Source organism: Pedobacter sp. 05T44, assembly GCF_056395985.1.
Map to the genome: position 1 here is coordinate 27645 of NZ_JBFTKO010000002.1, position 23585 is coordinate 51229.

A 23585-nucleotide genomic window follows, 5' to 3' on the forward strand; every position below is an offset into this window, starting at 1 on the left:
ATTAAATCCTGTCGTATTTCCTGAACCAGCTCCATACTTTCATTTGGATTACTCCAATAAAAGCTTCCCTGAAAATCCGTGTACTCATTTTTGAAGTACCCTCTGTACGATCTGTAAATATAATGGGAACTTCCTCTACCTTAAATCCGTATTTAATGGCTGTAAACTTCATTTCAATCTGGAAGGCATAGCCAACAAACTTAATTTTGTCTAACGGAATAGTAGCAAGCACTTTGCGGCGGTAACATTTAAAGCCGGCAGTTGCATCCTGTATGTCGATCCGTGTAATTAAACGCACGTACATAGAGGCAAAATAAGACATTAACACTCTGCTCATAGGCCAGTTAACTACGTTAACTCCTCTAACATAACGGGAGCCCACTGCAACGTCTGCACCATTAACACAGGCTTCGCGTAAACGTATCAGGTCATCCGGATTGTGCGAGAAATCTGCATCCATCTCAAATATATATTCATATTGAGGTTTGGCCAGCGCCCATCTGAAACCATGAATGTAAGCCGTTCCAAGTCCTAGTTTGCCTGTTCTTTGTTCTAAATGAAGTGCCGGATATTCTTTCTGGAGGTTCTTAACTATTTCGGCTGTGCCATCAGGGGAACCATCATCAATAACTAATATTTCGAAGAAATAGCTTAACGAAAAAACCTTTCTAATGATTCTCTCAATATTTTCTTTCTCGTTGTAGGTAGGTATTATTACTAGACTGTCTGACACGTAAAATAAATTAAGTAGCGAAATTATGGATTCTAAATGAAAAAACCCTTAATATAGATTATACTAAGGGTTAAAATATGTTAAAACAGCTAAATTTTAGCTTACACCTTGCATCAATCGCTTAATTAAAGGAGAGAAAAGGATTAAAAATACTCCGGCAATAGCGGCATAAACAGCCAGCTGATAATATCCTGAAGTATAGGATTCCAGTTTGGTTAGCAAAGATACATCGTCTCCGCTTACAGACATTTCTGCTCCAAGTTTTCCTGCGGCAAACTGTCCGAATGCACTTGCTAAAAACCACATACCCATCATCATACCTGTTAATTTTTTAGGTGATAATTGCGTAACCAGCGACATACCGATCGGGCCTAAGCAAAGTTCGCCAATGGTGGTTACCAAATAGCCCAGTGTGAAAAGATTTAATGAAGTTACACCACTTGCATCGGCAAAAAAACGAGTATAAAAGAAGATGTAAAAGGATGCTGCCAGGAACAAGAATCCTACACCAAATTTGATAATCGAGTTTGGTTCCATTTTCTTTTTAGCGAGCCATAACCACAGTAAACCAATTAAAGGACTAAATATAATTACGAATAAAGAATTAGAACTGTTGTTTACTACGTTAGGATCGATATTGAAGAATAAAAGGGTGTGCGACAAGTTTTTTTCTGCAAAAAGAGCCAGTGAACCACCGCTTTGCTCGTAAATGGCATTGAACAAGAAGTAGCAGAAGATAAAGATAAATGCGGCAAACAATTTCATCTGAAATTTTCTGTCTTTAACTTTATACGTCTCATACAGGAAATAAATAATTGATAATGGCGCAATGGTATACATGAAATAATCTGTATAATGCGTGTTTTGAACCATTATCAAAATCAACGGAACAGAGATCAGAGAAAAGAGGTAAACACCAATTTCACGTGCTCTTTTCTTCGAGACAGTCATGTTTTTTAAAGGTGAATCGCCAATAGGGCCTAATGTTCTCTGTGTAAAGAGGAAGGTTACCAATCCTAAAGCCATAACAATTGCGGCAGCAAGGAAGGCATAATTCCATGAAACATATTTACCCAGGTATACACAAAGTGCGCCACCAAGTAAACCACCAATATTGATACCTGCATAGAACATTCCGTAACCTGCATCCCGGCGGGCATCACCCTCTTTATATAAATCGCCTACCATCGACGATACGTTTGGTTTGAAAAAACCTGTACCGATAATAGAAAGGGTAATACCAATATAAAAGAACTCTTTTGGGGAGACCGCAATGATTAAATTGCCGAGGATCATGATCATTCCGCCAAAGAAAAGTGATTTTCTAAAGCCTAAGACTTTATCGGCAAAAATACCACCAAGGAATGTGAATGCATAAACGAATGCCTGAATAGCGGCGTATTGCAGATTGGCATCTTTATCTGTAAGTGCAAGACCTACGATCTTGTCGATCATGAAAATGGTGAGCATACCGCGCATACCGTAAAAGCAAAAGCGTTCCCACATTTCCACTAAAAACAAAGCCCAAAGCTGTTTTGGGTATTTCCCCTTAAAGTCCTGGATCTCCTCCAGCGTAATGTTATGTTGCATTGTTATATCAGTTAGCTTATCTTACTTCGTGCATTAATTTTTTGATCACTGGAGTTAACAGGATAGACATTACTCCAATAGCAACGGCAACACCGGTTATGATTAAGAAGAAATAGCTAATCCCTTTTTCTGAGGCAATTCTATCAGCGTTTTCTCCAAGTATACCTGCAACTTTATTGGCAATAGCAATAGCCAGGTACCATACACCAAACATAAAGGCAATCATTCTGGCAGGAACAAGTTTACTTACGTAAGAAAGGCCTACAGGAGAAATGCAAAGTTCAGCCATGGTATGGAAAAGGTAAACCATGATCAGCCAAAAAATACTTACTGAGGCTGTTTTTGCACCAGGAACAATGTCTCTGGCACCAAAAACAAGAAATGCCATTCCCAGGCCTAATAGGATCATACCTATACCAAACTTAACGTTTGCACCAGGATTAAATCTGCTTTCCCACCATTTAGAGAACAATGGAGCAAGAGTGATAATAAACAATGAGTTAAGTACACTAAACCATGAAGCCGGGATTTGGGTAAGGCTTTCTTTTACTTTCTCAATTTTAAGCGAAGCTAAAGTAGAATCTGAGAGGTTTAAAAACCCTGCTCCATAAAAATCTCGCACTAACATCCAGATAGTAATGATCCATATGATCACAAAGCTGATGCTTAGGATAATATTAGCCAGGCCATATTTTTTGAAGGTTTGCTTAAATAATAGAAACAAAACCCATGTGATAATTCCTAAAGGAACTACAGCAATTAATGAGTTGGCAATTAAGAAGATCAAACTTGAATTACCAACCAAAATTCTGTCGGTATAATCTCTGGCAAAGATGGTTAATGTACCCGGTGCTTGTTCAAAAACAGCGAAAAATGAAAAGGTTAAGAATGCAAAAAAGGTAACTGCGTATAATTTTTCCTTAGTTACCTTTGAATATTTTGTTAGCCTGTAAAATAATAAGAACAGAAACAAGCCCAGTGCTAACAATATAGTGAAATTGGTTCCTTCCATTCCAGCTATTTTGAAGTCTAGCAGGTTGCTTGCTCCGTGGGATATCTTGGAAATAGGATCGTTAATAACCCAGATTAAACCTAAAGCGGAACAAAGAAGAACAACGATAACCTGCCATAATGTAAATGGAACCCTGTTGTCGACATCATCTTTATCGATTACAATATCTCTTGTTTTAAGTGGTTTTAAGCCGATGTCTCCAAAGATGTTCTGAGTGAAATAGAACTGTAACAAGCCGAACAGCATGAAAACTCCCGCCAATCCGAAACCAATGCTCCAGCCAACCTTTTCGCCCAGGTAACCACATAATAATATTCCAAAAAATGCACCTGCATTTACACCCATATAAAAAATGGTGTATGCACCATCTTTCTTTTCAGGATGATCTTTGTACATTAAAGATACTATTGAGGTCATGTTTGGTTTGAAAAAACCTGTTCCAAAAACCAATAGGCCAAGACCAAGGTAAATGAAAAATGGCGTTTCTACCGCCATGCAACCGTGACCTAAAGTCATCAATAAAGCCCCAACAATTACAGCCCATCTAAATCCAATTAATTTATCTGCAAAGTAACCGCCAAGCATAGTGGACAGATATACCAGAGCGGTATATGATCCGAAAAGCGACATCGCATGTTCCCGTGGCCAGCCCCAGCCTGGATGATCTCCTAAAACAGATGCTGTAAAGAACATGACCAATAGGGCCCGCATACCATAGTAGGAAAATCTTTCCCACATTTCTGTGAAGAATAAAACAAACAGTCCAGCGGGATGCCCCAGCACTTTACTTTCAAAAAAGTTATTTGGCGTATCCAAATTTTTTGTATCCATTTTAGTTTTCTTGTGTGTTATTTATAGTAAGTTTAGTTAGTTCAAGTATATTAATCTAATGCTATATCAACCTGACATGCGTTTTATATCAGGATTTTATGTTTTGTTTCGGAGTTTTTTATGTTAGTTGATTGTGCTTTTCCCTCTTTTTGTAAAAATAAGCATCGCGCAAGATAGGCACATGATGGCAAACTCCCAAATTTTTAATTTCCATCAAAGGTGTATTAAATACACTTAAAGCTTCTTTATAGCCTTAATTTTCTTGTCTTTCGGATCTGAAAAAAGGTCGTCCATCTGGTTCGGCTCATTCTTTAATTCTATGTTTTCTACTAGCTTTAATCGTCCGTTTAATAGTTTATACGCATCAAAACTTAAATCGGATGCATAATATTCAAAATTTCCCATCATTTCTTCCGAAATAGGGGCCAGGTGATCAAATACAATCATATTAACGTTCTTATCGAGCGTTACCGTCATTGTATTTTGTTTGTTGTATTCAAAAACTATCCTGTTCCTGGTAGCTTTACTTTTGGCTTCTTCAAATACAGGCTTACCAAAAATGGGTTGTTGTTCCTTATTAAAAGAAAGCACATCAATCACCTTTTTAGAAGTTTTTAAACTATTTCCTTTCCAGCCTATTAATACGTAATAAGGTTGTTGACCATTCATAATAACCGGTATGATTTCATAATACCGGGCACCATACCAGTTTTTATTGCCATTAATTCCATTGGTGTCCTTAATATTAGCAGTATCATCAATAAGAGGAAACATTTTTAATTTTCCATCTTTTGTGGCTATTTGAATGGTGCCAAAAAAACGATAAGAACCATCATCAAGAGGCACATACCAGGAGAATATCCTGAACGAGTTATCAGGCGATTTAAGAATGGTAATTTTTTTTAATGAATCGAAAGGATAAAGAAAAGATCCCTGAGTTTTTAGGGAGTTGACCAATGTTTTTATAAAAGCCGCATTTTTAGTATACCGCTCAGAGTTGCTGGTCGCGTTAAATGTCTCATCACTAAGCCTGCTTAATGAATCCTGGAATTTATGCATTGCAGGACCATTGTTAAAAGCAAAACTATGCTGTGCCTTAAGCGTTGCTGTGGCGCAGCATAGTATCATTATGAGTATCAAAGGTTTTAACCTCTTTCGCATCTATTTAATCTTTTCTATAACTATTGCACTGGCACCACCGCCACCATTACATATTCCGGCTACGCCTATTTTTCCATTGTTTTGTGCCAGAACGGAAAGTAGTGTAACTACAATTCGTGCACCCGAGGCCCCCAGTGGGTGACCTAAGGAAACTGCTCCGCCATTTATGTTCACTTTTTCTTCATTAAGTCCAAGTTCCTTATTGTTTGCAAGTGAAACTACAGAAAATGCTTCGTTAATTTCGAAATAATCAACATCGGCAATGCTTTTGCCAGCTCTTTTTAATGCTAATGGAATTGCTTTAGATGGAGCAGTAGTAAACCATTCAGGTGCCTGTTGTGCATCAGCATAAGCCAGGATTTTGGCCAAGGGCTTTAATCCAAGTTCTTTTGCCTTATCAGCACTCATTAAAACAAGAGCTGCGGCGCCATCATTAAGTGTTGAAGCATTGGCCGCGGTAACGGTTCCATCTTTTTTAAATACCGGTTTTAAACCGGGTATTTTATCAAATTTAACAGCAAAGGGTTCTTCATCTTTAGAAACAAGTGTTATTTCGCCTTTGCGGTCTTTTATTTCTACCGGAATTATTTCTGAATCGAATTTTCCTTCAGTTTGTGCTGTTTGTGATCTTTTATAAGAGGTGATTGCAAAAGCATCCTGATCTTCTCTGCTGATTCCACATTCTGAAGCACATAATTCGGCGGCAGAACCCATGTGGTAATCGTTATAAACATCCCACAGGCCATCTTTAAGAAGGCCATCTGTAATCTGACCATGACCTAAACGGTAACCGGTGCGTGCTTTATCCAAATAGTAAGGAACATTGCTCATACTTTCCATTCCTCCGGCAACAATGATATCAATTTCTCCCAGTGCAATACTTTGAGCAGCAAGCATGATTGCTTTTGTGCCGGATGCACACACTTTATTAATTGTGGTGGCAGGAAGATCGGGCAGACCAGCGAATTTAGCTGCCTGTGTTGCAGGCGCCTGACCAATATTGGCTGATAAGACGTTGCCCATGTAAACTTCCTGAATATCTGAGGGCTTTAGTCCTGCTTTTTCCACTGCCGCTTTGATGGCCAAAGCGCCTAATTGGGTAGCAGAAAAGCTTGATAATGCACCTCCAAAGCTACCAATTGGAGTTCTGATAGCAGATACAATTACTACTTCTCTCATTTACTGTGTTTTAAGTTAGTTGAAAGCAAAGTTATATAATTACAGTCATTCAGTGGTTATAACTGACCATTTTTAACATTATTGATCTGTATCATTTTTGTTTAACCGTTTTCTCCTGTTGGATTTTACGGCCTGATTGAGCAAAAATTCTATCTGTCCGTTGGTGCTCCTAAACTCATCTCCGGCCCATTTCTCAATCTCTTTAAGTAGTTCAGGGTTTATTCTGAGAACAAAAGCTTTTTTATCTTTTTCAGACATATCTAATTGTTAATTATATAATGTCCCGGTATTAACAACGGGTTGAACATTACGGTCACCGCATAGCACTACCAGAAGATTACTAACCATAGCTGCTTTGCGTTCCTCATCCAATTCTACGATATTTTTTTCAGAAAGTCTATCCAAAGCCATTTCTACCATTCCAACTGCACCTTCCACAATAAGTTTCCTTGCAGCAATTACGGCTGTAGCTTGTTGGCGCTGTAACATTGCACTTGCAATTTCCTGGGCATAGGCAAGGTGAGAAATTCTGGCTTCAACAACCTCTATTCCTGCCCGCGACAATCTTTCGCTTAATTCGGCTTCAAGTAATGAGCTTACTTTTTCTGCACCGTCTTTTAAGGTAATTGTGGCCTCTTCATCTTCAAAATTATCATATGGAAAAATATTGGCCAAATGTCTAACGGCGGCTTCACTTTGTATTGTTACATACTGCAGGTAGTCTTCAACTGCAAATGTTGCCTTTGCAGTTTCCTTTATTTGCCAAACTACAACAGCTGCAATTTCAATTGGATTTCCAAGCTTATCATTTACTTTAATCTGATGCCCGTTTAGGTTTCTCGCTTTTAATGATACCTTTCTTTTAATGGTTAAAGGGTTAACCCAAAAGAAGCCATCGGTTTTAACTGTGCCTACATACTCGCCAAAAAGGGTGAGTACTTTAGCCTCATTTGGGTTGTTGATGATAAAGCCAGGCAGTATTAAAAAACCACAAATGGCTAAAATAACTTCTACAACTACAAAACTTTGAGCTGCCATTGCCAGTAATCCGCAAAATAATATGAGCGCAATAAATACAGCAATCATTCGAATGCCCGCAGGCGGAGTAATAATTTTTTCCTGATACATAATGATATTAATTTGATATCATAAAGTAAGCAATAATTTTCCATTAAAACAATAGTTAATTAGCAGGTATCCAGGTTGTTTTTTGTATATGAAGAGTCGATAGTTAAAATCCATTATAGCTTTAAAGGCAATAAAACAAACATTCAAATGAAAAATTAATGTTATTTTTGAATCAAATTCAACATAAATCGCTTTGGCAAAAATCAACAAGAATTCTCACAGGGTACTTTACCGTAAGTATACATCAAACATTAAGTATATCATGATGGTGCTTTCTGTATTGATAATAACTGCTTTTTTACCAAAACAGCCACGTTTCAGGTACGAATTTGAAAAGGGAGAGATCTGGAAAAATAAGGACCTTATATCTCCATTTAATTTTGCAATATTAAAGACAAACCCACAAGTAGATACAGATAAAAAGGATGCATTAAATAATGTATTGCCTATTTATACTATAAATAAGTATCTGATTAATGATGTTGAAGAGGCTTATTTAAATGAGTTTGATGTAAAGTGGAGAAGTAATGCCCTTCCAGAAAATGAAAAGGAACAATACAGACAGGCCTCGTTTAAACTTTTAAAATCGATTTACGATAAGGGGATTATTGCAATTAATGCCAAACATCAAAAAGGAAGTAAGAATTATGATTTCTCTTTGCTGGATAATAATATAAGTAAAGCGGTTAGTACTCAAGATGTATTTACCGTACAAACTGCTCTTGATTATTTTAAAGATAATTTCCAGTCTGTAAATCTGAAAGTTAAGGAGGTAATTGTTAATCTTGTTGAAGATCATTTGCAGCCCAACATTATTTTTAATGAGAAATTGACGGCTATCGTACAAGAGAATGCAATAAATAGTCTTTCTACAACCAGAGGAATGGTTCAGAAAGGCGAGCTGATCATTGCTAAAAATAATGTGATTGACGACGAGATTTACCAAAAGCTGCAGTCATTTAAGGAAATATATGAAGCGCAGTCTAAAACAATTGGTGATAGCAGCCTGGTTTATTTTGGTCAGATCCTGCTTGTAGGCTTTAATGTTTGTTTGCTAATGGTGTTTTTACACTTGTTTCGTAAGGATATATTTGCCGACAACCGTCAGCTTTCTTTGATATTACTGGTAACGACGAGTATGCTTTTGGCCTTATCTTGGGCTATAAAGCTTAGTCTCCCTAGTTTATATTACATTCCATTTTGTATAGTCCCCATTATTATAAGGATATTATTTGATACCAGGTTGGCACTATATCTGCATTTATTGGTGATCCTGATTGCCGGTTTCTTTGTGCCAAATAGCTTTGAGTTTGTATTTTATCAAACAACTGCCGGTATGGTGGCTATCTATAGTATTCGGAATTTGGTTAAAAGAGAGCAATTGCTATTGTCGGCTTTATTTATATTGTCGGCATATTTTATTTCTTTTATTGGCATTGCATTATTGAGGGAAGGGGCTATCGGTCAGATAGAATGGATGAATTTTGTTCCATTTATTGTTAGTGTATTGCTTTCTTTGCTTGCTTATCCTTTGATTTATGCTTTTGAGAGGCTGTTTGGAATCACCTCTGATGTTGCATTAATTGAGCTTACTAACACTAATAATAAACTGCTAAGGGAGCTGGCTTTTAAAGCTCCTGGTACGTTTCAGCATTCTTTGCAGGTAGCAAATCTGGCCGAGGCCGCAATATTCAAAATAGGAGGGAACTCATTGCTTGTTCGGGCGGGGGCATTGTACCACGATATTGGTAAAATAGAGAATCCTCAATATTTTATTGAAAACCAAAATACCGGACTTAGTCCGCATGATAAGCTGCCATATGAACAAAGTGCCCAGATCATCATTAAACATGTGCACAAGGGCATAGAGATCACACGTAAGCATCAATTACCCGAAAGTGTGATAGACTTTATAAGAACTCACCATGGTAATACCCGTGTAGATTATTTTTATCAGTCGTTTTTGAAGAATTCTCCTGAAAAGTTTGTTGATGAGAATATCTTCCGCTATCCGGGACCTATACCTTTTTCTAAAGAAACTGGTGTTTTAATGTTGGCAGATTCGGTGGAAGCGGCCTCAAGAAGTCTGAAAAATCCGGACGCCCAGAGCATAAATGACCTGGTTGAACGCATAATTGACTATAAACTGGAGCAAAATCAATTAGATAATTGCGATATTACATTAAAAGATCTCGAAACTATAAAGCTGATATTCAAGACAATGCTTATGAGTATCTATCATGTTCGAATAGATTATCAACAAACTCTATAAAATTTCTTTTGCAAATATTAATGAATTGCTATATTTGCAACCTCGAAAGGGAGATTTCGAGATACGGAGGGATGCCTGAGTGGCCGAAAGGAACAGTTTGCTAAACTGTCGTACTGGCAACGGTACCGAGGGTTCGAATCCCTCTTCCTCCGCAAAGCCGGAAAAGTGTCTGTTTTTAGAACACTTTTCCGGCTTTTTTATATCTATTTGAAAACGAATGAATTGTGTTTGTTTTTGAGTTTCTAAAAATAGAAGAGATAAAATTACTCAGCAATCTCATTTAAGCGTCTAAAAATATTTTTTAAGTTAATTTACTGTATTTCAATATGTTGTTTGTTTTTGTCTGATACGAAAGAATGAGGACGTAACATTGAAATTCTGAAAATTGTAAGAGGGGACATGGGATTCGAACACCTTCATAGATCCAAATACTAAGGTTTTTGTATGTACTATTAACGACAGTTCGTATTTTCTATAGTCAACTTAGCAAAGTTTACTAGAAAACTTAGTGTTTCTTGTGATTTAACATTTTGTTTTTTAGGGTTTTATATCTTTCTCTTGTTAATGCTAAAACTACCATTTCTTTGATAAACATGGTATTCCTACTGCTTTGTAGATACTCATGATACTCTGCTCACAGTCTTTCTTAATAATCAGGAAATCTTCATTTTCGATTTCTCCATTTTGTATAAGTTCTTTGGTTTTGAGTATCCTTTTGTAGCCTGTTCATATGGCCTTACCCGGATATATAAATATACAGTTTGTATGCTACTCAATTCCTTCTAAAAGGATGAAAATTGATTGTTGTTCCCACAATGCAATATTATTTAATAACTTAATAATAGATTGACAAGCAATTCTAGAATGAATATTTTTTTTGGAAAATCCTAATAAACTTCAGTAGGAAAATTGGCATTTACGATGACTCAACATTATGTTACCGACTGAAGCCTCTTTTTCCATTTAACAAATTCATGCCAGATTACGGATGAGAATCCGATGCCAATACTGAGGGACAGCTGGATTAAGCTCAGTGACTGAAATCCAAAGAATACTGTTAATGGTTTGATGTAGAGAATAGCACCTGAAATAAGTATAGTGATCATAATTATGAGAAATACCAGGTTGTTTTTGTACTTTATGGTAGTAAGTAGAGAATAATAGAAAGATCTGTTAACCAGAGTGAGCAATACATTTGCCGCGATTAAACAGGTAAATACCATGGATCTTGTGAGGAGTTCTCCATAACCATGTTGAACGGCATATTGATAGATAAATAGAGTTCCTGCGGTAATCATTAATCCTTGCAGGATGCTTGTGGTCAATTCTTTCCCGCTGAAAAATGTGTTAGAAAAAGGGCGCGGTTTCTGAAGCATGGTGTTTTGCTCTATCGGTTCATTTTCATAAATAATGGAACAGGTTGGCCCCATCACCAGTTCTAAAAATATAATGTGAATGGGAGAAAAAATATTGGGATAAATCCAACCCAGGGCTAAGGGAATAAATACGGTTAATATGATGGGGATGTGAATAGAGATGATGTATTGAATTGCTTTTTTCAGGTTGGTGTAGATTCTTCTGCCCATTGCTATAGCAGTTACCATTTTGGCCAGGTCATCTTCCAGCAGGATCAATGAAGCGGCTTGCCTGGCGATTTCTGTGCCTCTTTTTCCCATTGCAATCCCAATATGTGCGGCTTTCAGGGCAGGACCGTCATTTACTCCATCACCGGTCATGGCAACGATTTCATTGTTTGATTTTAAGGCGTTAATGATCTTGAGCTTCGCATCCGGGAACATCCTGGAAAATATGTTCATTTGCATTACAGTGCGCTGAAGTTCTTTTTCCGGCATTTTCATAAGCTCATCACCGCTGATGCTTTTTTCGTACCCTTTGAACCCGATTTGTCTGGCGATAGCGGTGGTGGTTGCCGCATTGTCCCCGGTGATGATTTTAACGGCAATTCCAGCCTGGTAGAAATCCTTTAATACTTGCTCAATGTGTTGTTTGGGCGGGTCATAAAAGGCCAGCATACCGATGAATTTAAACTTAAATTTTTGCTGCTGATCCGGAAACTGAGATCCCGTAAAATCCGATTGGCCTACTGCCAGGACGCGGTATCCCTGTGAGGCAAGTGAGTTAACAGCCATTGTAATCTTTTCTTTTTCAAAAGCCTCAAGTTCCGATACCGCAATCAGGGCTTCAGGGGCGCCCTTAGCTGCGATGATCCGTATCCCGCTTTTATTTTCAAATATGTGGGTCATCATGGGCGGTTTTCCACCTAAAGGATATTCGTGAACCATTTTATAGTCCGGGCGTTCATCGGAGAATGTAGTTTCAGCATAACCATGGTGTAAGGCGACTTCCATTGGATCGAATGGAATAGGTTCACTGGCCCACATCCCCATTCGGATCAGGGCTTTTTCTGCATCATTAAGACCCTGGTCAGGAGCTGCTATTTTATCGGATGCCAGCAGATATAGTCTGGCAAGACTCATTTTGTTTTCGGTAATTGTTCCGGTTTTGTCTGTGCAGATTACCGTCGCACTGCCCAGTGTTTCTACGGTTTTCATCTGTTTGACCACGACCCCCATTTGCATCATGCGCCATGCCCCCAGTGCCATAAAAGTAGCGAAGGCCACCGGTATTTCCTCTGGCAATATACTCATGGCAAGGGTAAGTGCCTTTAACAGGCTATCCAGTACATCGAGGGAATTAAAGTAATTAATGCCCCATACGATGCAAAAAACGGCTGCTCCGGCAACCACCATTTTTTTGATAAAATTGTTGATTTGAATTTCTAGTGGTGTCTTTTCTTCTTTGATATCTTCCAGACTTTTACCAATTTTTCCCAATTTGGTGCCATTTCCAATCGCTGTAACCACTGCTATGGCCAGCCCGCTGGCTACAGTGGTGCCCTGGAAAACCTCGTGATTGGTACTGTCTTTGTCTTTATATACCGCAAAGGATTCCCCGGTAAGTATAGACTCGTTTACAGAGAAGTCATTAGAATGAACAATACTGCCATCGGCGGTAACAGAGGTACCTTCTTGAATGATCAGATAATCACCGATTACAATTTCTTCACTTTTAATCTCGGTGGTCTGACCATCCCTGATGACCTTGCAATGTGGCTGACTGTAGGTTTTCAGTTTATCCAAAGCATTTCTGCTTCTGGAGTCCTGATAAAGTGAAATAGCCGCTACTAAAATAACTGCTGATGCCAGAAAAATGGCATCTGACGATTGACCGCTAATGAGGTAAATAACCGCGGCGGCCATCAGTAAAATAACCATTGGTTCTTTTGCCAGGTTTTTAATGGCATCTATAAGCGCATACTCCTTTTTAGAGGTTAAACGGTTATCACCATTTTTTGATCTTGAGGCAATCACTTCTTGCTTCGATAATCCGGGGATATTAAAGTTGTTTGCAGGCATCTGTTTAAGATTGATACTTTAAAAATCGGTTATATTCCCGAGCATAGGAGTGATTCAGATCATTGTTTTGCTTGATTCCTGCTCAGGTGGTTTTTACCCCAAAAAGATAGCCAACCAATGCGGTCATGACCATGGCTGCCGTTCCCCAAAAGCAAATTCTCAGGACGGCCTTTCCCCGGCTAGAACCACCTGCTTTTGCCGCAACCAATGCTGACAAGCCCAGGAATACTATAGAAAAGCCATATTGGTAAATGAGCATCAGTTTTATTGGTGCAAATATCGAAACCAGCAACGGGAGCAAGCCACCAATGATGAAGGAAGCTGCTGAGGCTAATGCTGCCTGCATCGGTTTCGCCTGGGTGATCTCGTTAATACCTAGTTCATCCTTAGCATGCGCCCCCAGGGCATCATGGGCAGTGAGTTGGACTGCCACTTGCTTGGCCAGGTTTTCATCCAGGCCTCTTTGGCGATAAATATTGGCCAGCTCCTGTAGTTCCGCATCCGGTGTATTCTCCAGCTCTCCTTTTTCTCTCGTCAGGTCAGCGACCTCGATGTCCGATTGTGAGCTTACTGAAACATATTCCCCTGCAGCCATGGATAATGCTCCTGCTACCAGTCCTGCCAGTGCAGCAAGAACAATCGGTTCCCGTGTGGTACTTGCTGCTGCAATCCCTATTGCCAGACTTGTAGTAGAAAGGATGCCGTCGTTTGCCCCTAAAACTGCAGCCCTTAACCAGCCGCTTCTGTTGGTATAATGTTCCTCAATTTCCATACGATGTTTTACCTCCATTGATCATGTCTGATACGATGCCCTTGTTTTCTTTTCTTTCAGCCAGTAATACCCCTGCAATGTGTACTCCAATAAAGATCAGGATCAAATACATACAGAAACCATGAAATTCTTTGATGCTGTGGCTTGTCCCCTTGCTGATACCCAGTTCCTGATCAAATGCCATAGACAGTCCTGTAACGCCCATAATAATTAACAGCAGGTAGAAAATAAGGTATAGTGCTTTAACGGTAAGATCGTGCAAAGCCAGATTGGATTTTTTACTGTGCCTGCGATAAGTCTGATATGCACTGTTCAAGCTGCTGAAAAATTTTTGTTTACGAGGTTGAAAAATTTCAGCAATTAACCTGAACAACAATATTGCGACCAGGGCGTAACCAAAATAGATATGGATGCCCCAAACCTTGTCTTCAAGGCCATGGGCTACGCTTTTAGCTTGCCCGGGGGTTACAGAAACACCGGATTTCTGCAATTGTTGTTGTACATAGCTTGTATTGCCTTTTACATCTAACAAGGTTGAATTTAACAAGACTGTTAATAATGATCCGCTAATGATTAGCAGGTTCAGCCAATGCCATACCCTAACAGAGGCACTATGTTTTTTGATATCAGATGGATTGTCAATATCTTTTCTTAGCGGTTCGATAATAGCCATGGCGATTGTGTTAATCTTATTTTACTTTTAAATTTAAGGTAATAATGTTAGAAACCAGTCCTGTAGATCTGCTGTAATGTCCGTATCTCAGTTCCAGCATGTTAAGATGTTGCCAGCCAAATACACCATGGGGTGGGGCAAGTCGTATCCCTGCGCCATAGAAATCACTGTTCAGAGTAGATAGGTCATAATCACTGGTAAAATAGGCAGCGGAAGGATCATGTTGGCCATAGGGAGCGAAATAGCGTGATCCGGTTTGCTTGTTATAACGATAAAAAGGACTTAAAGAGATAAATGAGGTTAGTTTTACAGGAACTTCTATTTCGGCAGTATGGGCCCTGATGCCCCAGTTATCCATGAAATATCTGTAATAAGTTCGGATGATGACCTGATCACTCGCAAAGTAATTTAACCGGGCTGCAATAGGTAGCTTATAACGCTTGTCGGGCAAGGTTTCTGCTCTTAAAGAGCCATCCGTAAAATAGTCGCGCTGGTATTTGGTGGCCAGTAAACCTTTCTGGTAAGCTGGCTCGACCATGATCAGTGCCTGCAGCTTTTGGTTGATGACCTGGGAAAGAGAGAAAGCGGCACTGAATGAATTTCTTGGACTTGATCCCTCACTTTTTGATTCCCTGCCATTGCCTGGATTGGTTTCAGATCTCAGTTCAACGGGTAGGATGACTTTCCAGGTATCCAAAAATGCCTGCAGTTTGAAATCAAACTGCGTATTTTTATCTTTTGATAAACGAGTAAGGTTAAATCCTGCCCCTAAGGATTGGTAGTCATATTCTGTTGAAAAGGATCCTATAAAGCCGATAGCATTCCCTGTTTTTTCATTACTGTGTGTCCAGTTTAGCGAAGGGTAGACACGCGTGTCTGCCCTGGAGGCAGAAGAGATGGTGCCTGGATCTATTTTATCCGATGAAGCAGAAGTGTAATGGTCTACACCGAGTTCAAACAGAAAAGTGTTTTTATTCCCTGCTTTGTTGAATTTAGACAGCTGCAAATCGAAGGTGTTTGCAAAATCTGTTAGTTTTTCAGTTCCTATACCACCCGTTACAGCCGAATTGTTCCCATCCTGATGGTAATATGCTGATACCAGGTTAATTTCATCAATTTTGAGTTTTCTGCTTTGGTAATTGCTCGTGTCGGAAGGAGTGGCTTTAATTTTAATTTGTCCGTTGGCACCTAATACACCGAGGAACAGCATGAGTACATGCAGATAAATTTTTCTCATTATTTCCGCTAATTACAACCACAACCACCACCACTTTTTCCGCCATTGGCACCCGATCCGCCTTCCCGGTAGAGCTGGAAACTTTGTTCAAATTTCTGAGCTGGTCTCGACGATAAGGTCATTTCGGCGTCGTTGAGCTTGTTTTTTTGATAGGGTTTCACTGTTGCGCACGCACTCAGCAAACTGAGGGCAAAAAGGCTCGTACCTAGAAGTACTGATATTGGAATTGACGTTTTCATATCATTGTTTTACATTAATATTTTTGGAAGTATACAAACGGTCAAAATCATCTATAATGATGCATGCGACATGTTGCAACTGGTTGATCAGATCAAGACCTACCTGAACGCCCATTACCACTACTGGTGTGGCCAGGGCATCAGCCAATTCAGCGCTCGGACAAAGGATACTTACACTTTTGATTCCGCTAACCGGAAGACCGGTCTTAGGATCAATGGTATGCGAATATTTTTTGCCATTAATGGTAGCATATTTTTCATAATTGCCAGATGTTGCAATGGCCATGTTGCTGATGTTTAATGAAGAGAAGGGAAGGTTGCTTTGGTTCGGGTCAGCGATGCCTATGGTCCAGGGTCTATCGTTTAACTGCATGCCCCAGGTCACCAGGTCACCCGCGGCATTAACAATTCCAGCTTTGATACCGATATTTTGCAAAACAAGCTTGGCCCGGTCTGCGGCATACCCTTTGCCAATACCGCCAAATCCAATGCGCATACCCTTGTTTTTCAACATTATTGTCGAATTTTCTGTGTCTATTATTACGTTTTGATAGTTGATCAGACTTACCGATTGAAGCGCAGTTTCAACCTCCGGAAGCGAGGTCATGTTGATGTCAAAATTCCACAGGCTTTTATCAATAGAACCATAAGTAATGTCAAAAGCGCCCTGGGTAATATCCGATATTTTTATGGCCCGCTGGATAAGGGAAACCACCTCTTTATCTACCTTTACGGGTTTTATACCCGCATGCTGATTGATCAGGCTAGTCTGACTGCTGTCTCTGAAAGTGCTGAACAGCGCTTCAATCCGGCTCACCTCTGCTATAGCTGCATCAATTGCCTTTCGGCCGGCAGCTTCATCCTCAGCAATCACCGTGAACTCAAACCGATTGCCCATTAGCTTCAATATACGCTGACAGGATTCTTTGATTCTCATTGCTTGTTAATTACCGGATACTGTGGTTTTGATTTCCTGAACAAACTTTTCAGGACTTTCATTTGGATAGCCATCCCAGGATTTTAAGACTTTTCCATCTTCGTTCACCAGCAGGGTATAAGGAAATTTACCGTCCGGGTTATATTTTTCTGCCAGAGCCTCATTTTGTTCAATTTGTGCTGCAGACAACTGATTCTTTTTTTGACGGGGGAAATCTGCGCGCACCAGTACCAAATGTGGTTTGGCGTAATTCTCAAAGGTTTCGGATTCGAAGATCTCTTTTCTTAAACGAATGCATGGACCACACCAGTCAGATCCTGAAAAATTGATTAAGATCTGTTGATGACCGGCTTTAGCCTGCTGCTGTGCCTCATTGAAATTGCCATTCCAGATTAAGGAAGCTGGAACAAATGATAATAGTATAATTAGTAATATTTTCATCAGTATGCCTTTTGATGAATCTAATATCTATGGGAATTCTGAAGACATTGTGAAGTTGTGTGTTAAAATATGTTAAGGTTTTGTCATCTAATTTTTATTTTCGGAATGCTTAAAGACAATCTTAAAGTGGTGTTGTTCCCGTTGATAGCAGTAACTCAACTGATAATTCTTTCTTATACATACTTGTTTCAAAATGGCCAGTCCCAGTCCCGTACCATCAGAGGCGTTGTCTTTATAAAATCGTTCAAAGATTTTTAAAGGATCCAGGCCCATCTGTGTGCTGGTGTTGGAAAAATCAAGGTTATCTTCGGTCAATGTAATCCGAATGGACCCTCCGTCGTAATTATGTCTTATGGCATTACTGAAAAGATTATTCACCAAAATCTCTACTAAGGAGCGGTTGGCATAAATGATAAATTCGGCGAGTTCTGATTGTATGTTCAAATTCCTTTTTTGAATGAGTTCCTGGAAGTAACCGAGTTTCTCTTCAATTAAAGTCTTAAGGTTAATTTCTTCCCTTGCCTGGAGCTGATTGTTGTCAATTTTCACCAGGAGTAAAAGAGACTGATTCAATTTTGTTAGTTTCGAGGTGGCTTTATACAGATCTGACAGGATTTCACTTTCTTCTTTCCCCAGTGAATTGGACTGCAGCAGGGTGTCAAGTTTGGAGTTGATCACTGCAAGAGGCGTCATCATTTCATGGGCTGCATTTTCAGTAAACAGCTTGATCTCTTTATAATCCGATTTTACCTTTAAGGATACTTCAAGAACAGCTTTGTTCAGTTCTTTAAATTCTTCAATATTGGTTTGGATTGGCTCAAAAACCTTCTCCTGATTAATGTTAAATGCCTTGATGTTTGTTAATAATTGTCTGAATGGCGACCACATTCTTCTGATCAGGATTTTGTTGACCAGCCACAAAATCAATAACAACGCTATGACAGGTAATAAAATGATCAGGATGATGCTTTTGATCTGTTCCTGACGTTCAAATTTTGAGGCGATGATGAGTATTTCGTAAGGTTGCCCGTTCAGCACCAATTGTGTTTTCAGGTATCTTGCAGACTCTTTATGTTTTTTTTTAGGATTGTAGAAATTTGTGTCAGCAAACGATCTGCGGCTATTGCTCAGCTTATGTATTTTTTTATACTCCACGATTACATCATCGAAACCTTCGGGGGATGGCAGAATATTTTTAACATGAGCAAAGTCTTTTACTTCCAGGAGCTCCTCATATAAGTGGTCCTCGATCTGCCTGTTGATGTATTGACCTAATGTCTGATAAAATAAGAATCCTATAATCAAGAGGCCTGTAAGGGTAATGACAGATAAAATGCTGTTGTAACTGGTAAATAATTTCATGCATCGGTGAATTTATAACCTACTCCATAAACCGATTGAAAATAGTCTTTGCAGCCGGAATCTGTCAGTTTTTTCCTTACATTTTTAATATGTGTATAAATGAAATCAAAACTATCTGCCATGTCCGCTTCATCACCCCATATGTGCACCACTGCCGCGGATTTGGAAATCACCTTGTTTTTGTTGACCAGGAAATATAAAAGAAGGTCAAATTCTTTTCTGGTTAGGTACACAAGCTGGCCATTTACTTTGACTTCCTTTGAGGCGGTGTCAATTTCCAGTTCATTGAAACTCAAAAGGCTGTTTCCATTGAAATTACGTCGTCTTATAATCGCTAGTGTTCTGGCATAAAGTTCGGATAAATGGAAAGGTTTGATCAGGTAGTCGTCAGCACCGAGGCTTAATCCTTCAATTTTCTGATCCAGGGAATTGCGCGCTGAAATGATGAGTACGCCATCTGCCTTATTGAGCTTTTTAAGATACTTTAAGAGCTGAAGCCCTTCTCCATCAGGAAGGGTTAAATCCAATAAAACGCAGTCATAATCGTAAATAGACAATTTTTGATATCCCTGTTCATAATTTGAAGCACAGTCACAAATATTTCCTTCAGCCGTCAAATACTGGTCAATACTTTGCCTTAAGCCTTCTTCGTCTTCAATAATTAGAAATTTCATACGTAAATATGATATTAAAATCTGAAGACTCTTTGAAGTTGGCCCCCATATTTCCCGATCGCAATCCGCTTCAGCAGATTTACGATGTAGTCGAACTGGGATTTTTTAGCTGATGCTTATTGGTTTGAAAGATTTTGTTTTTGAATATCTGCAGGCGCTGCAGAGCCTCTTCCAATTCCCGTTCCAGCAACGTATATTGATCTATTAAACTGAAGTCAATAGTTTGTTTTGGATCTGTAATCAGTGGTTTAAGTTGCCCGAAATATTCGCGTAGTCTATTTTTCAAATCTGCGCAAATACGGTTTAGACCTGAAAGTCTGTCAAAATCACTTTTGACCAGCATAAAGGAAGCTTTTTTAAAGAGCTTATTAAGCGTGGTCAATTCGCATTCGATAAACGACAGGTCAGTGGTCCATTGCTTGCCAATGAGGAATAGTTCCTGTAACTCTGTTTCGAGTTCATTGTTTTCAATTGTTGTTGCAGGTGTCATAACATAAGGTTTAATAATGTGTAAATGTTCCCTTAATTCACTGTTTTTCAATTGATGGAGCTCAGTTTTATACATGATATTCATCACGTTTTGAGGGGAAAATGGCTTGGTTTCAGACTGGGGTCTTCAGAAAAGATCGTTTTGCTTATTTATTAATGACAAGACCACTGAACAGCTTTCATGGAATTTAATCGATAAGGAGTCTTTTAACAGATCTTCCTGGTTTAAAAAGCTGTGTTAAATCAAGTTAATCCGTGACGCGGATCATTAAATAGTCGCGTAATAACCTGGAAATTTAGGGTTTAATTTAATGGATATGAAGATTTTAGTGAATTTGGTATTTTTGTTAGGTGCTGTTTCAGCAGTAAAATGCCAGGAAGCCAAATCTCAGCAGGCAATCTTAGCTGAAATGAAAAAGTCAACCTTCGGTATTGAATTGTGTTATCCAAACTCTGTCAAAAGGTTTTATAAGGCAAACGGCTTTAATTATGCATGGATCAAACCTAAAGACAAGGCGGGCCAAACCTGGACGGGGATGCTTTTGCTGGACTGTGTGCTTCAATTTGGACTTAATCATAACGATTACCATCCAGAAAAACTGTCCTATGACAGCTTAAGAACCATGATCAATGAGCCTGAAAAGGTCAGTGAGGTAGCCAAAGCTCAGTATGATCTGTTGCTGACTGATGCGCTGATTACTTTTATGAACCATTTGCATTACGGAAAGCTCAACCCTGAAGTTAGCTCAGCAAAGATAGATGGTGGAGGGTTAAAGGGATTTAGTGCCGAATCTGAGCTCATCGGTGCGCTAAAAGGAAAGGACTTCATGTTGACCCTGCTCAGCGTACAACCAAAGACTAAGGAATATGAGCAACTACAAAGTTATATGAGACTGATAAAGGGACAGTATGTCGACGACTGTTATGAAGTGCCCGAAACTGAGGCAAGAAAAATTGCCATTAATATGGAGAGACTAAGATGGGCGAATATTAATGGATTTAATTATATCCACATCAATATTCCGTCCTATTCAGTAAAGCTACACGAAAAAGATACCACTTATGATTTTAAGGCAATCGTGGGCAAAGCTGAAACACAAACGCCTGTGTTGAGCAGTAGTGTAACTCAAATTACTACCGGACCGGACCGCAAGGTTCCACAACATGTTTTTACGCAAACGCTCTTGCCACAGGCTATTAAAAACTCGGATTTTTTTGAGCACAATCATTATGAGATATACGATATCAAGGGAAAGCATATTGCAATAAACAGTTACAGGATAAGACAGATAAATAGTAATCCGGCGCATTATTTTGCCCGGCAGTCCAATGCTTGCGACAACTCTTTAGGCGCGCTGGTATTTCAATTCTCAAATAAATTCAATATTTATTTACACGACAGCCCCAATCAAGCACTTTTTGAGCGAGATCTAAGGGCGCTAAGTCATGGATGCATCCGGGTTCAGCAGGCGGAGAGACTGGCTGAATTGCTACTAAAGTACGATGGTTCAGAAAGTAAAATTCCCTTGATGCAGAAGTCGGTAAATGCCTATCAGAAAAGGAACTTCATACTGAGGAACCCGGTTCCGGTTAAGATCACATACCTCACTTGTGAGATCCAGGAAGGACTGCCGGTTTTTTACAAGGATATTTATCATTTGGATGAAACCCTGGAAAACCAGCTTTATGGAATGAGTGAGCCCAGCCTCGCCGATAATTTATGAAGTGAATTTTGTTAAGAATTATTATGGGGCGTATGTGTTGGGAATCCTGGAACGTGCAGTTCGGCGTGAGGAAATAAGCATTAGTGAGGTATCCAGAAGAATGAAGGTCTCTCGAAGGACTTTGTATAACTGGTTTGAACAGCGTACATTAGATATAAGTCTATTATCAGCTATAGGAAGGATCATCAACCATGATTTCAGCAAAGAGCTTGGTGAGGATTTGAGTTTCAGTGATGATCAACCTGGTAAGGTAGATAAAACGCATCTTAAATTGTCAGACCCCTCTCTTCCAGAAGAGCATGTGCATTACTGGATGCGGAAGTACATTGTTTTACTCGAGGAATATAATCAGCTCACCGATAAAATTGAACTTTAGCGTCAAACCGATCCTTCATCCCTCAGTCCAGTCTGTGGTTCAGCTAGAAGTTTTGAACTGGGTTGGTTCATTTTATCAGAATTCTCGTTTTTATATTATTAGTTTATGCAGCCAATTAAACGAACTGCCTGGCGAAATGATGAAAATGCGCTTGTCATCAGCAGGACCCTTTTACAGCAGATTAGTTCTTCAACTTGGTGATGCGACTAATGTCGATCAGGCATAGCTGATTGCCATTCTTTTCTATCAGGCCCTCTTCCTTAAAATCTGAAAGTGTTCTGCTTACTGTTTCCAGGGCAACTCCGGCCAGTTCAGCTAGCTCGTCTCTTGATATGTTTAACAGGATGGGAGAGGCTGAGGTCTTACTTAAACGCAATAGCACCTGTGCGATGCGTTTTCGTACCGAAAGGTAGGCCAGTTCTAATAGCTGTTCTTCTTTTTGGTGGATGTCTTTGGACAATATTTTGATAAACTGACGACTTACTTCCGGATATTTGTTCAATAAGTTTACAATAAGTTCCTTTGGCAATAAACAAACCGAAGTATGTTCCGTTGCCTCAGCAGTCTCAGTGTACGCTCCTTCAAGCAATAGCGAGTCCAGGCCGATGTAGTCGTCTGGTTTATATAAACTGGTGATCAATTGCCGACCATCAAGGGCTCGTTTGATCATTTTGATGCTGCCCTCCATAAGCAGGTATAATCCCTGAGGGCTGTCTCCTTCATAAAACAGCACCTGTTTTTTTTTTATGCGTTTGATTTTACGGCCGGCAATAAGCGCTTTAAGCTCGTTCATCCCATCTCCCGGGTTCAGCGATAGTCTCTCCAGGTGATTTAATGTACTGCGGTAGGCATCTTTCTGTTTTTGCCATTTGTTGATTCTGGTTTCTATTGCAGTGATTAATTCCATATCATCAAAAGGCTTGGTCAGGTAATCATCAGCACCCATTTCCATGGCCTTTCTGAAATCAATCCGTTCGGTCTTGGCGGTCAGGAAAATAAATGGTATTTCAGAGGTAGCACTGTTTTTGCCGAGTAAATACAACACTCCATATCCATCCAGTTCGGGCATCATAATGTCGCACAAAATAATATCAGGCTTATGCTGGCTGGCAAGCTCGATTCCTGCTTTTCCGTTATTAGCCTTAAGTGCTTTGTATCCGGATAGTTCCAGTATCTCCGCACAGCCTTCCCTGATATCGTTGTCGTCTTCGATGATCAATACAGTTTTCATGATTCCAGATGAAGGTAAAAAACTTAAAGTGTGACAGATGGTAAGTTAGGCAATTATTTTCCATTAACACAGATAAAAATTAAAATT

Annotated in this window: 21 protein-coding genes and 1 tRNA gene; 4 read left to right on the plus strand and 18 right to left on the minus strand. The window is 39.4% G+C overall.

Annotated features, from left to right (window positions below; all coding sequences use genetic code 11):
* Position 1: 1 nt before the first annotated feature.
* The 7 genes from AC1DDK_RS04915 to AC1DDK_RS04945 form a co-directional block, all read right to left on the minus strand.
* On the minus strand, positions 2–733 hold the full coding sequence (locus AC1DDK_RS04915; protein WP_172659902.1) for a polyprenol monophosphomannose synthase: 732 nt from the start codon (positions 731–733) through the stop codon (positions 2–4).
* A 96-nt stretch (positions 734–829) separates the two neighbouring features.
* Entirely contained in the window at positions 830–2323 is a 1494-nt protein-coding gene (locus AC1DDK_RS04920; protein WP_337716621.1) for a peptide MFS transporter, read from the minus strand.
* A gap of 16 nt (positions 2324–2339) precedes the next feature.
* Positions 2340–4166, minus strand: coding sequence for a peptide MFS transporter (locus tag AC1DDK_RS04925; protein WP_172659904.1), 1827 nt, complete (start codon positions 4164–4166; stop codon positions 2340–2342).
* 234 nt (positions 4167–4400) lie between these two features.
* Positions 4401–5294 (minus strand): hypothetical protein, encoded by an 894-nt coding sequence (locus AC1DDK_RS04930; RefSeq protein ID WP_337716624.1) that lies wholly within the window; start codon positions 5292–5294, stop codon positions 4401–4403.
* 33 nt (positions 5295–5327) lie between these two features.
* Positions 5328–6506, minus strand: a complete 1179-nt coding sequence (locus AC1DDK_RS04935; RefSeq protein WP_337716626.1) for an acetyl-CoA C-acyltransferase — start codon at positions 6504–6506, stop codon at positions 5328–5330.
* A 78-nt stretch (positions 6507–6584) separates the two neighbouring features.
* Positions 6585–6764 (minus strand): type II toxin-antitoxin system antitoxin, encoded by a 180-nt coding sequence (locus tag AC1DDK_RS04940; RefSeq protein ID WP_048906559.1) that lies wholly within the window; start codon positions 6762–6764, stop codon positions 6585–6587.
* 9 nt (positions 6765–6773) lie between these two features.
* Positions 6774–7634, minus strand: a complete 861-nt coding sequence (locus AC1DDK_RS04945; RefSeq protein ID WP_172659907.1) for an SPFH domain-containing protein — start codon at positions 7632–7634, stop codon at positions 6774–6776.
* A 193-nt stretch (positions 7635–7827) separates the two neighbouring features.
* Between AC1DDK_RS04945 and AC1DDK_RS04950 the strand changes: the two genes are divergently transcribed.
* Both AC1DDK_RS04950 and AC1DDK_RS04955 read left to right on the plus strand, forming a co-directional pair.
* On the plus strand, positions 7828–9906 hold the full coding sequence (locus tag AC1DDK_RS04950) for an HD family phosphohydrolase (RefSeq protein WP_172659908.1): 2079 nt from the start codon (positions 7828–7830) through the stop codon (positions 9904–9906).
* A 65-nt stretch (positions 9907–9971) separates the two neighbouring features.
* Positions 9972–10058: transfer RNA gene (locus AC1DDK_RS04955), tRNA-Ser, on the plus strand.
* Between the two features lie 780 nt (positions 10059–10838).
* On the opposite strand, the gene AC1DDK_RS04960 is transcribed toward AC1DDK_RS04955, so the two are convergent.
* The 10 genes from AC1DDK_RS04960 to AC1DDK_RS05005 all read right to left on the minus strand — a co-directional run bounded on the left by AC1DDK_RS04960 (position 10839) and on the right by AC1DDK_RS05005 (position 20168).
* On the minus strand, positions 10839–13343 hold the full coding sequence (locus AC1DDK_RS04960; protein ID WP_337716628.1) for a cation-translocating P-type ATPase: 2505 nt from the start codon (positions 13341–13343) through the stop codon (positions 10839–10841).
* 82 nt (positions 13344–13425) lie between these two features.
* Positions 13426–14115, minus strand: a complete 690-nt coding sequence (locus AC1DDK_RS04965; RefSeq protein ID WP_099437513.1) for a VIT1/CCC1 transporter family protein — start codon at positions 14113–14115, stop codon at positions 13426–13428.
* The gene (locus tag AC1DDK_RS04970; RefSeq protein WP_172659910.1) at positions 14105–14788 is read right to left on the minus strand and encodes a cytochrome b/b6 domain-containing protein; all 684 of its coding nucleotides are present in this window, start codon (positions 14786–14788) and stop codon (positions 14105–14107) included. The genes AC1DDK_RS04965 and AC1DDK_RS04970 overlap by 11 nt, the downstream gene beginning before the upstream one ends.
* Positions 14789–14804: 16 nt before the next feature.
* Entirely contained in the window at positions 14805–16025 is a 1221-nt protein-coding gene (locus AC1DDK_RS04975; protein WP_337716630.1) for a DUF3570 domain-containing protein, read from the minus strand.
* Positions 16026–16033: 8 nt separating this feature from the next.
* On the minus strand, positions 16034–16186 hold the full coding sequence (locus tag AC1DDK_RS04980) for a DUF4266 domain-containing protein (protein ID WP_288879068.1): 153 nt from the start codon (positions 16184–16186) through the stop codon (positions 16034–16036).
* A gap of 79 nt (positions 16187–16265) precedes the next feature.
* Positions 16266–17201: an FAD:protein FMN transferase gene (locus tag AC1DDK_RS04985; RefSeq protein WP_172659912.1), complete on the minus strand. Its 936-nt coding sequence runs from the start codon at positions 17199–17201 to the stop codon at positions 16266–16268.
* 6 nt (positions 17202–17207) lie between these two features.
* Entirely contained in the window at positions 17208–17642 is a 435-nt protein-coding gene (locus tag AC1DDK_RS04990; protein ID WP_172659913.1) for a thioredoxin family protein, read from the minus strand.
* 87 nt (positions 17643–17729) lie between these two features.
* On the minus strand, positions 17730–19004 hold the full coding sequence (locus AC1DDK_RS04995; RefSeq protein WP_216854319.1) for a sensor histidine kinase: 1275 nt from the start codon (positions 19002–19004) through the stop codon (positions 17730–17732).
* Positions 19001–19678 carry a response regulator transcription factor gene (locus AC1DDK_RS05000; protein WP_172659914.1) on the minus strand — a complete coding sequence of 226 codons (678 nt, stop codon included), beginning with the start codon at positions 19676–19678 and terminating at the stop codon, positions 19001–19003. The genes AC1DDK_RS04995 and AC1DDK_RS05000 overlap by 4 nt, the downstream gene beginning before the upstream one ends.
* A 79-nt stretch (positions 19679–19757) precedes the next feature.
* The gene (locus AC1DDK_RS05005) at positions 19758–20168 is read right to left on the minus strand and encodes a hypothetical protein (RefSeq protein ID WP_157766335.1); all 411 of its coding nucleotides are present in this window, start codon (positions 20166–20168) and stop codon (positions 19758–19760) included.
* A 316-nt stretch (positions 20169–20484) separates the two neighbouring features.
* Between AC1DDK_RS05005 and AC1DDK_RS05010 the strand changes: the two genes are divergently transcribed.
* Both AC1DDK_RS05010 and AC1DDK_RS05015 read left to right on the plus strand, forming a co-directional pair.
* On the plus strand, positions 20485–21891 hold the full coding sequence (locus AC1DDK_RS05010; RefSeq protein ID WP_172659916.1) for a L,D-transpeptidase scaffold domain-containing protein: 1407 nt from the start codon (positions 20485–20487) through the stop codon (positions 21889–21891).
* Between the two features lies 1 nt (position 21892).
* Positions 21893–22267: a helix-turn-helix domain-containing protein gene (locus AC1DDK_RS05015; protein WP_172659917.1), complete on the plus strand. Its 375-nt coding sequence runs from the start codon at positions 21893–21895 to the stop codon at positions 22265–22267.
* A 181-nt stretch (positions 22268–22448) separates the two neighbouring features.
* On the opposite strand, the gene AC1DDK_RS05020 is transcribed toward AC1DDK_RS05015, so the two are convergent.
* Complete coding sequence (locus AC1DDK_RS05020) at positions 22449–23498, minus strand: response regulator (RefSeq protein ID WP_337716633.1); 1050 nt, start codon at positions 23496–23498, stop codon at positions 22449–22451.
* Positions 23499–23585 lie beyond the last annotated feature (87 nt).

Bases quoted from the DNA above. Each gene is read 5' to 3' on its own strand.
- AC1DDK_RS04945 (WP_172659907.1), bottom strand. From the start codon at position 7,634: ATGTATCAGGAAAAAATTATTACTCCGCCTGCGGGCATTCGAATGATT.
- AC1DDK_RS05005 (WP_157766335.1), bottom strand. From the start codon at position 20,168: ATGACACCTGCAACAACAATTGAAAACAATGAACTCGAAACAGAGTTA.
- AC1DDK_RS04990 (WP_172659913.1), bottom strand. From the start codon at position 17,642: ATGAAAATATTACTAATTATACTATTATCATTTGTTCCAGCTTCCTTA.
- AC1DDK_RS05020 (WP_337716633.1), bottom strand. From the start codon at position 23,498: ATGAAAACTGTATTGATCATCGAAGACGACAACGATATCAGGGAAGGC.
- AC1DDK_RS04920 (WP_337716621.1), bottom strand. From the start codon at position 2,323: ATGCAACATAACATTACGCTGGAGGAGATCCAGGACTTTAAGGGGAAA.
- AC1DDK_RS04975 (WP_337716630.1), bottom strand. From the start codon at position 16,025: ATGAGAAAAATTTATCTGCATGTACTCATGCTGTTCCTCGGTGTATTA.
- AC1DDK_RS05010 (WP_172659916.1), top strand. From the start codon at position 20,485: ATGAAGATTTTAGTGAATTTGGTATTTTTGTTAGGTGCTGTTTCAGCA.
- AC1DDK_RS04985 (WP_172659912.1), bottom strand. From the start codon at position 17,201: ATGAGAATCAAAGAATCCTGTCAGCGTATATTGAAGCTAATGGGCAAT.
- AC1DDK_RS04935 (WP_337716626.1), bottom strand. From the start codon at position 6,506: ATGAGAGAAGTAGTAATTGTATCTGCTATCAGAACTCCAATTGGTAGC.
- AC1DDK_RS04995 (WP_216854319.1), bottom strand. From the start codon at position 19,004: ATGAAATTATTTACCAGTTACAACAGCATTTTATCTGTCATTACCCTT.
- AC1DDK_RS04925 (WP_172659904.1), bottom strand. From the start codon at position 4,166: ATGGATACAAAAAATTTGGATACGCCAAATAACTTTTTTGAAAGTAAA.
- AC1DDK_RS04970 (WP_172659910.1), bottom strand. From the start codon at position 14,788: ATGGCTATTATCGAACCGCTAAGAAAAGATATTGACAATCCATCTGAT.
- AC1DDK_RS04930 (WP_337716624.1), bottom strand. From the start codon at position 5,294: ATGATACTATGCTGCGCCACAGCAACGCTTAAGGCACAGCATAGTTTT.
- AC1DDK_RS04960 (WP_337716628.1), bottom strand. From the start codon at position 13,343: ATGCCTGCAAACAACTTTAATATCCCCGGATTATCGAAGCAAGAAGTG.
- AC1DDK_RS05000 (WP_172659914.1), bottom strand. From the start codon at position 19,678: ATGAAATTTCTAATTATTGAAGACGAAGAAGGCTTAAGGCAAAGTATT.
- AC1DDK_RS04965 (WP_099437513.1), bottom strand. From the start codon at position 14,115: ATGGAAATTGAGGAACATTATACCAACAGAAGCGGCTGGTTAAGGGCT.
- AC1DDK_RS04940 (WP_048906559.1), bottom strand. From the start codon at position 6,764: ATGTCTGAAAAAGATAAAAAAGCTTTTGTTCTCAGAATAAACCCTGAA.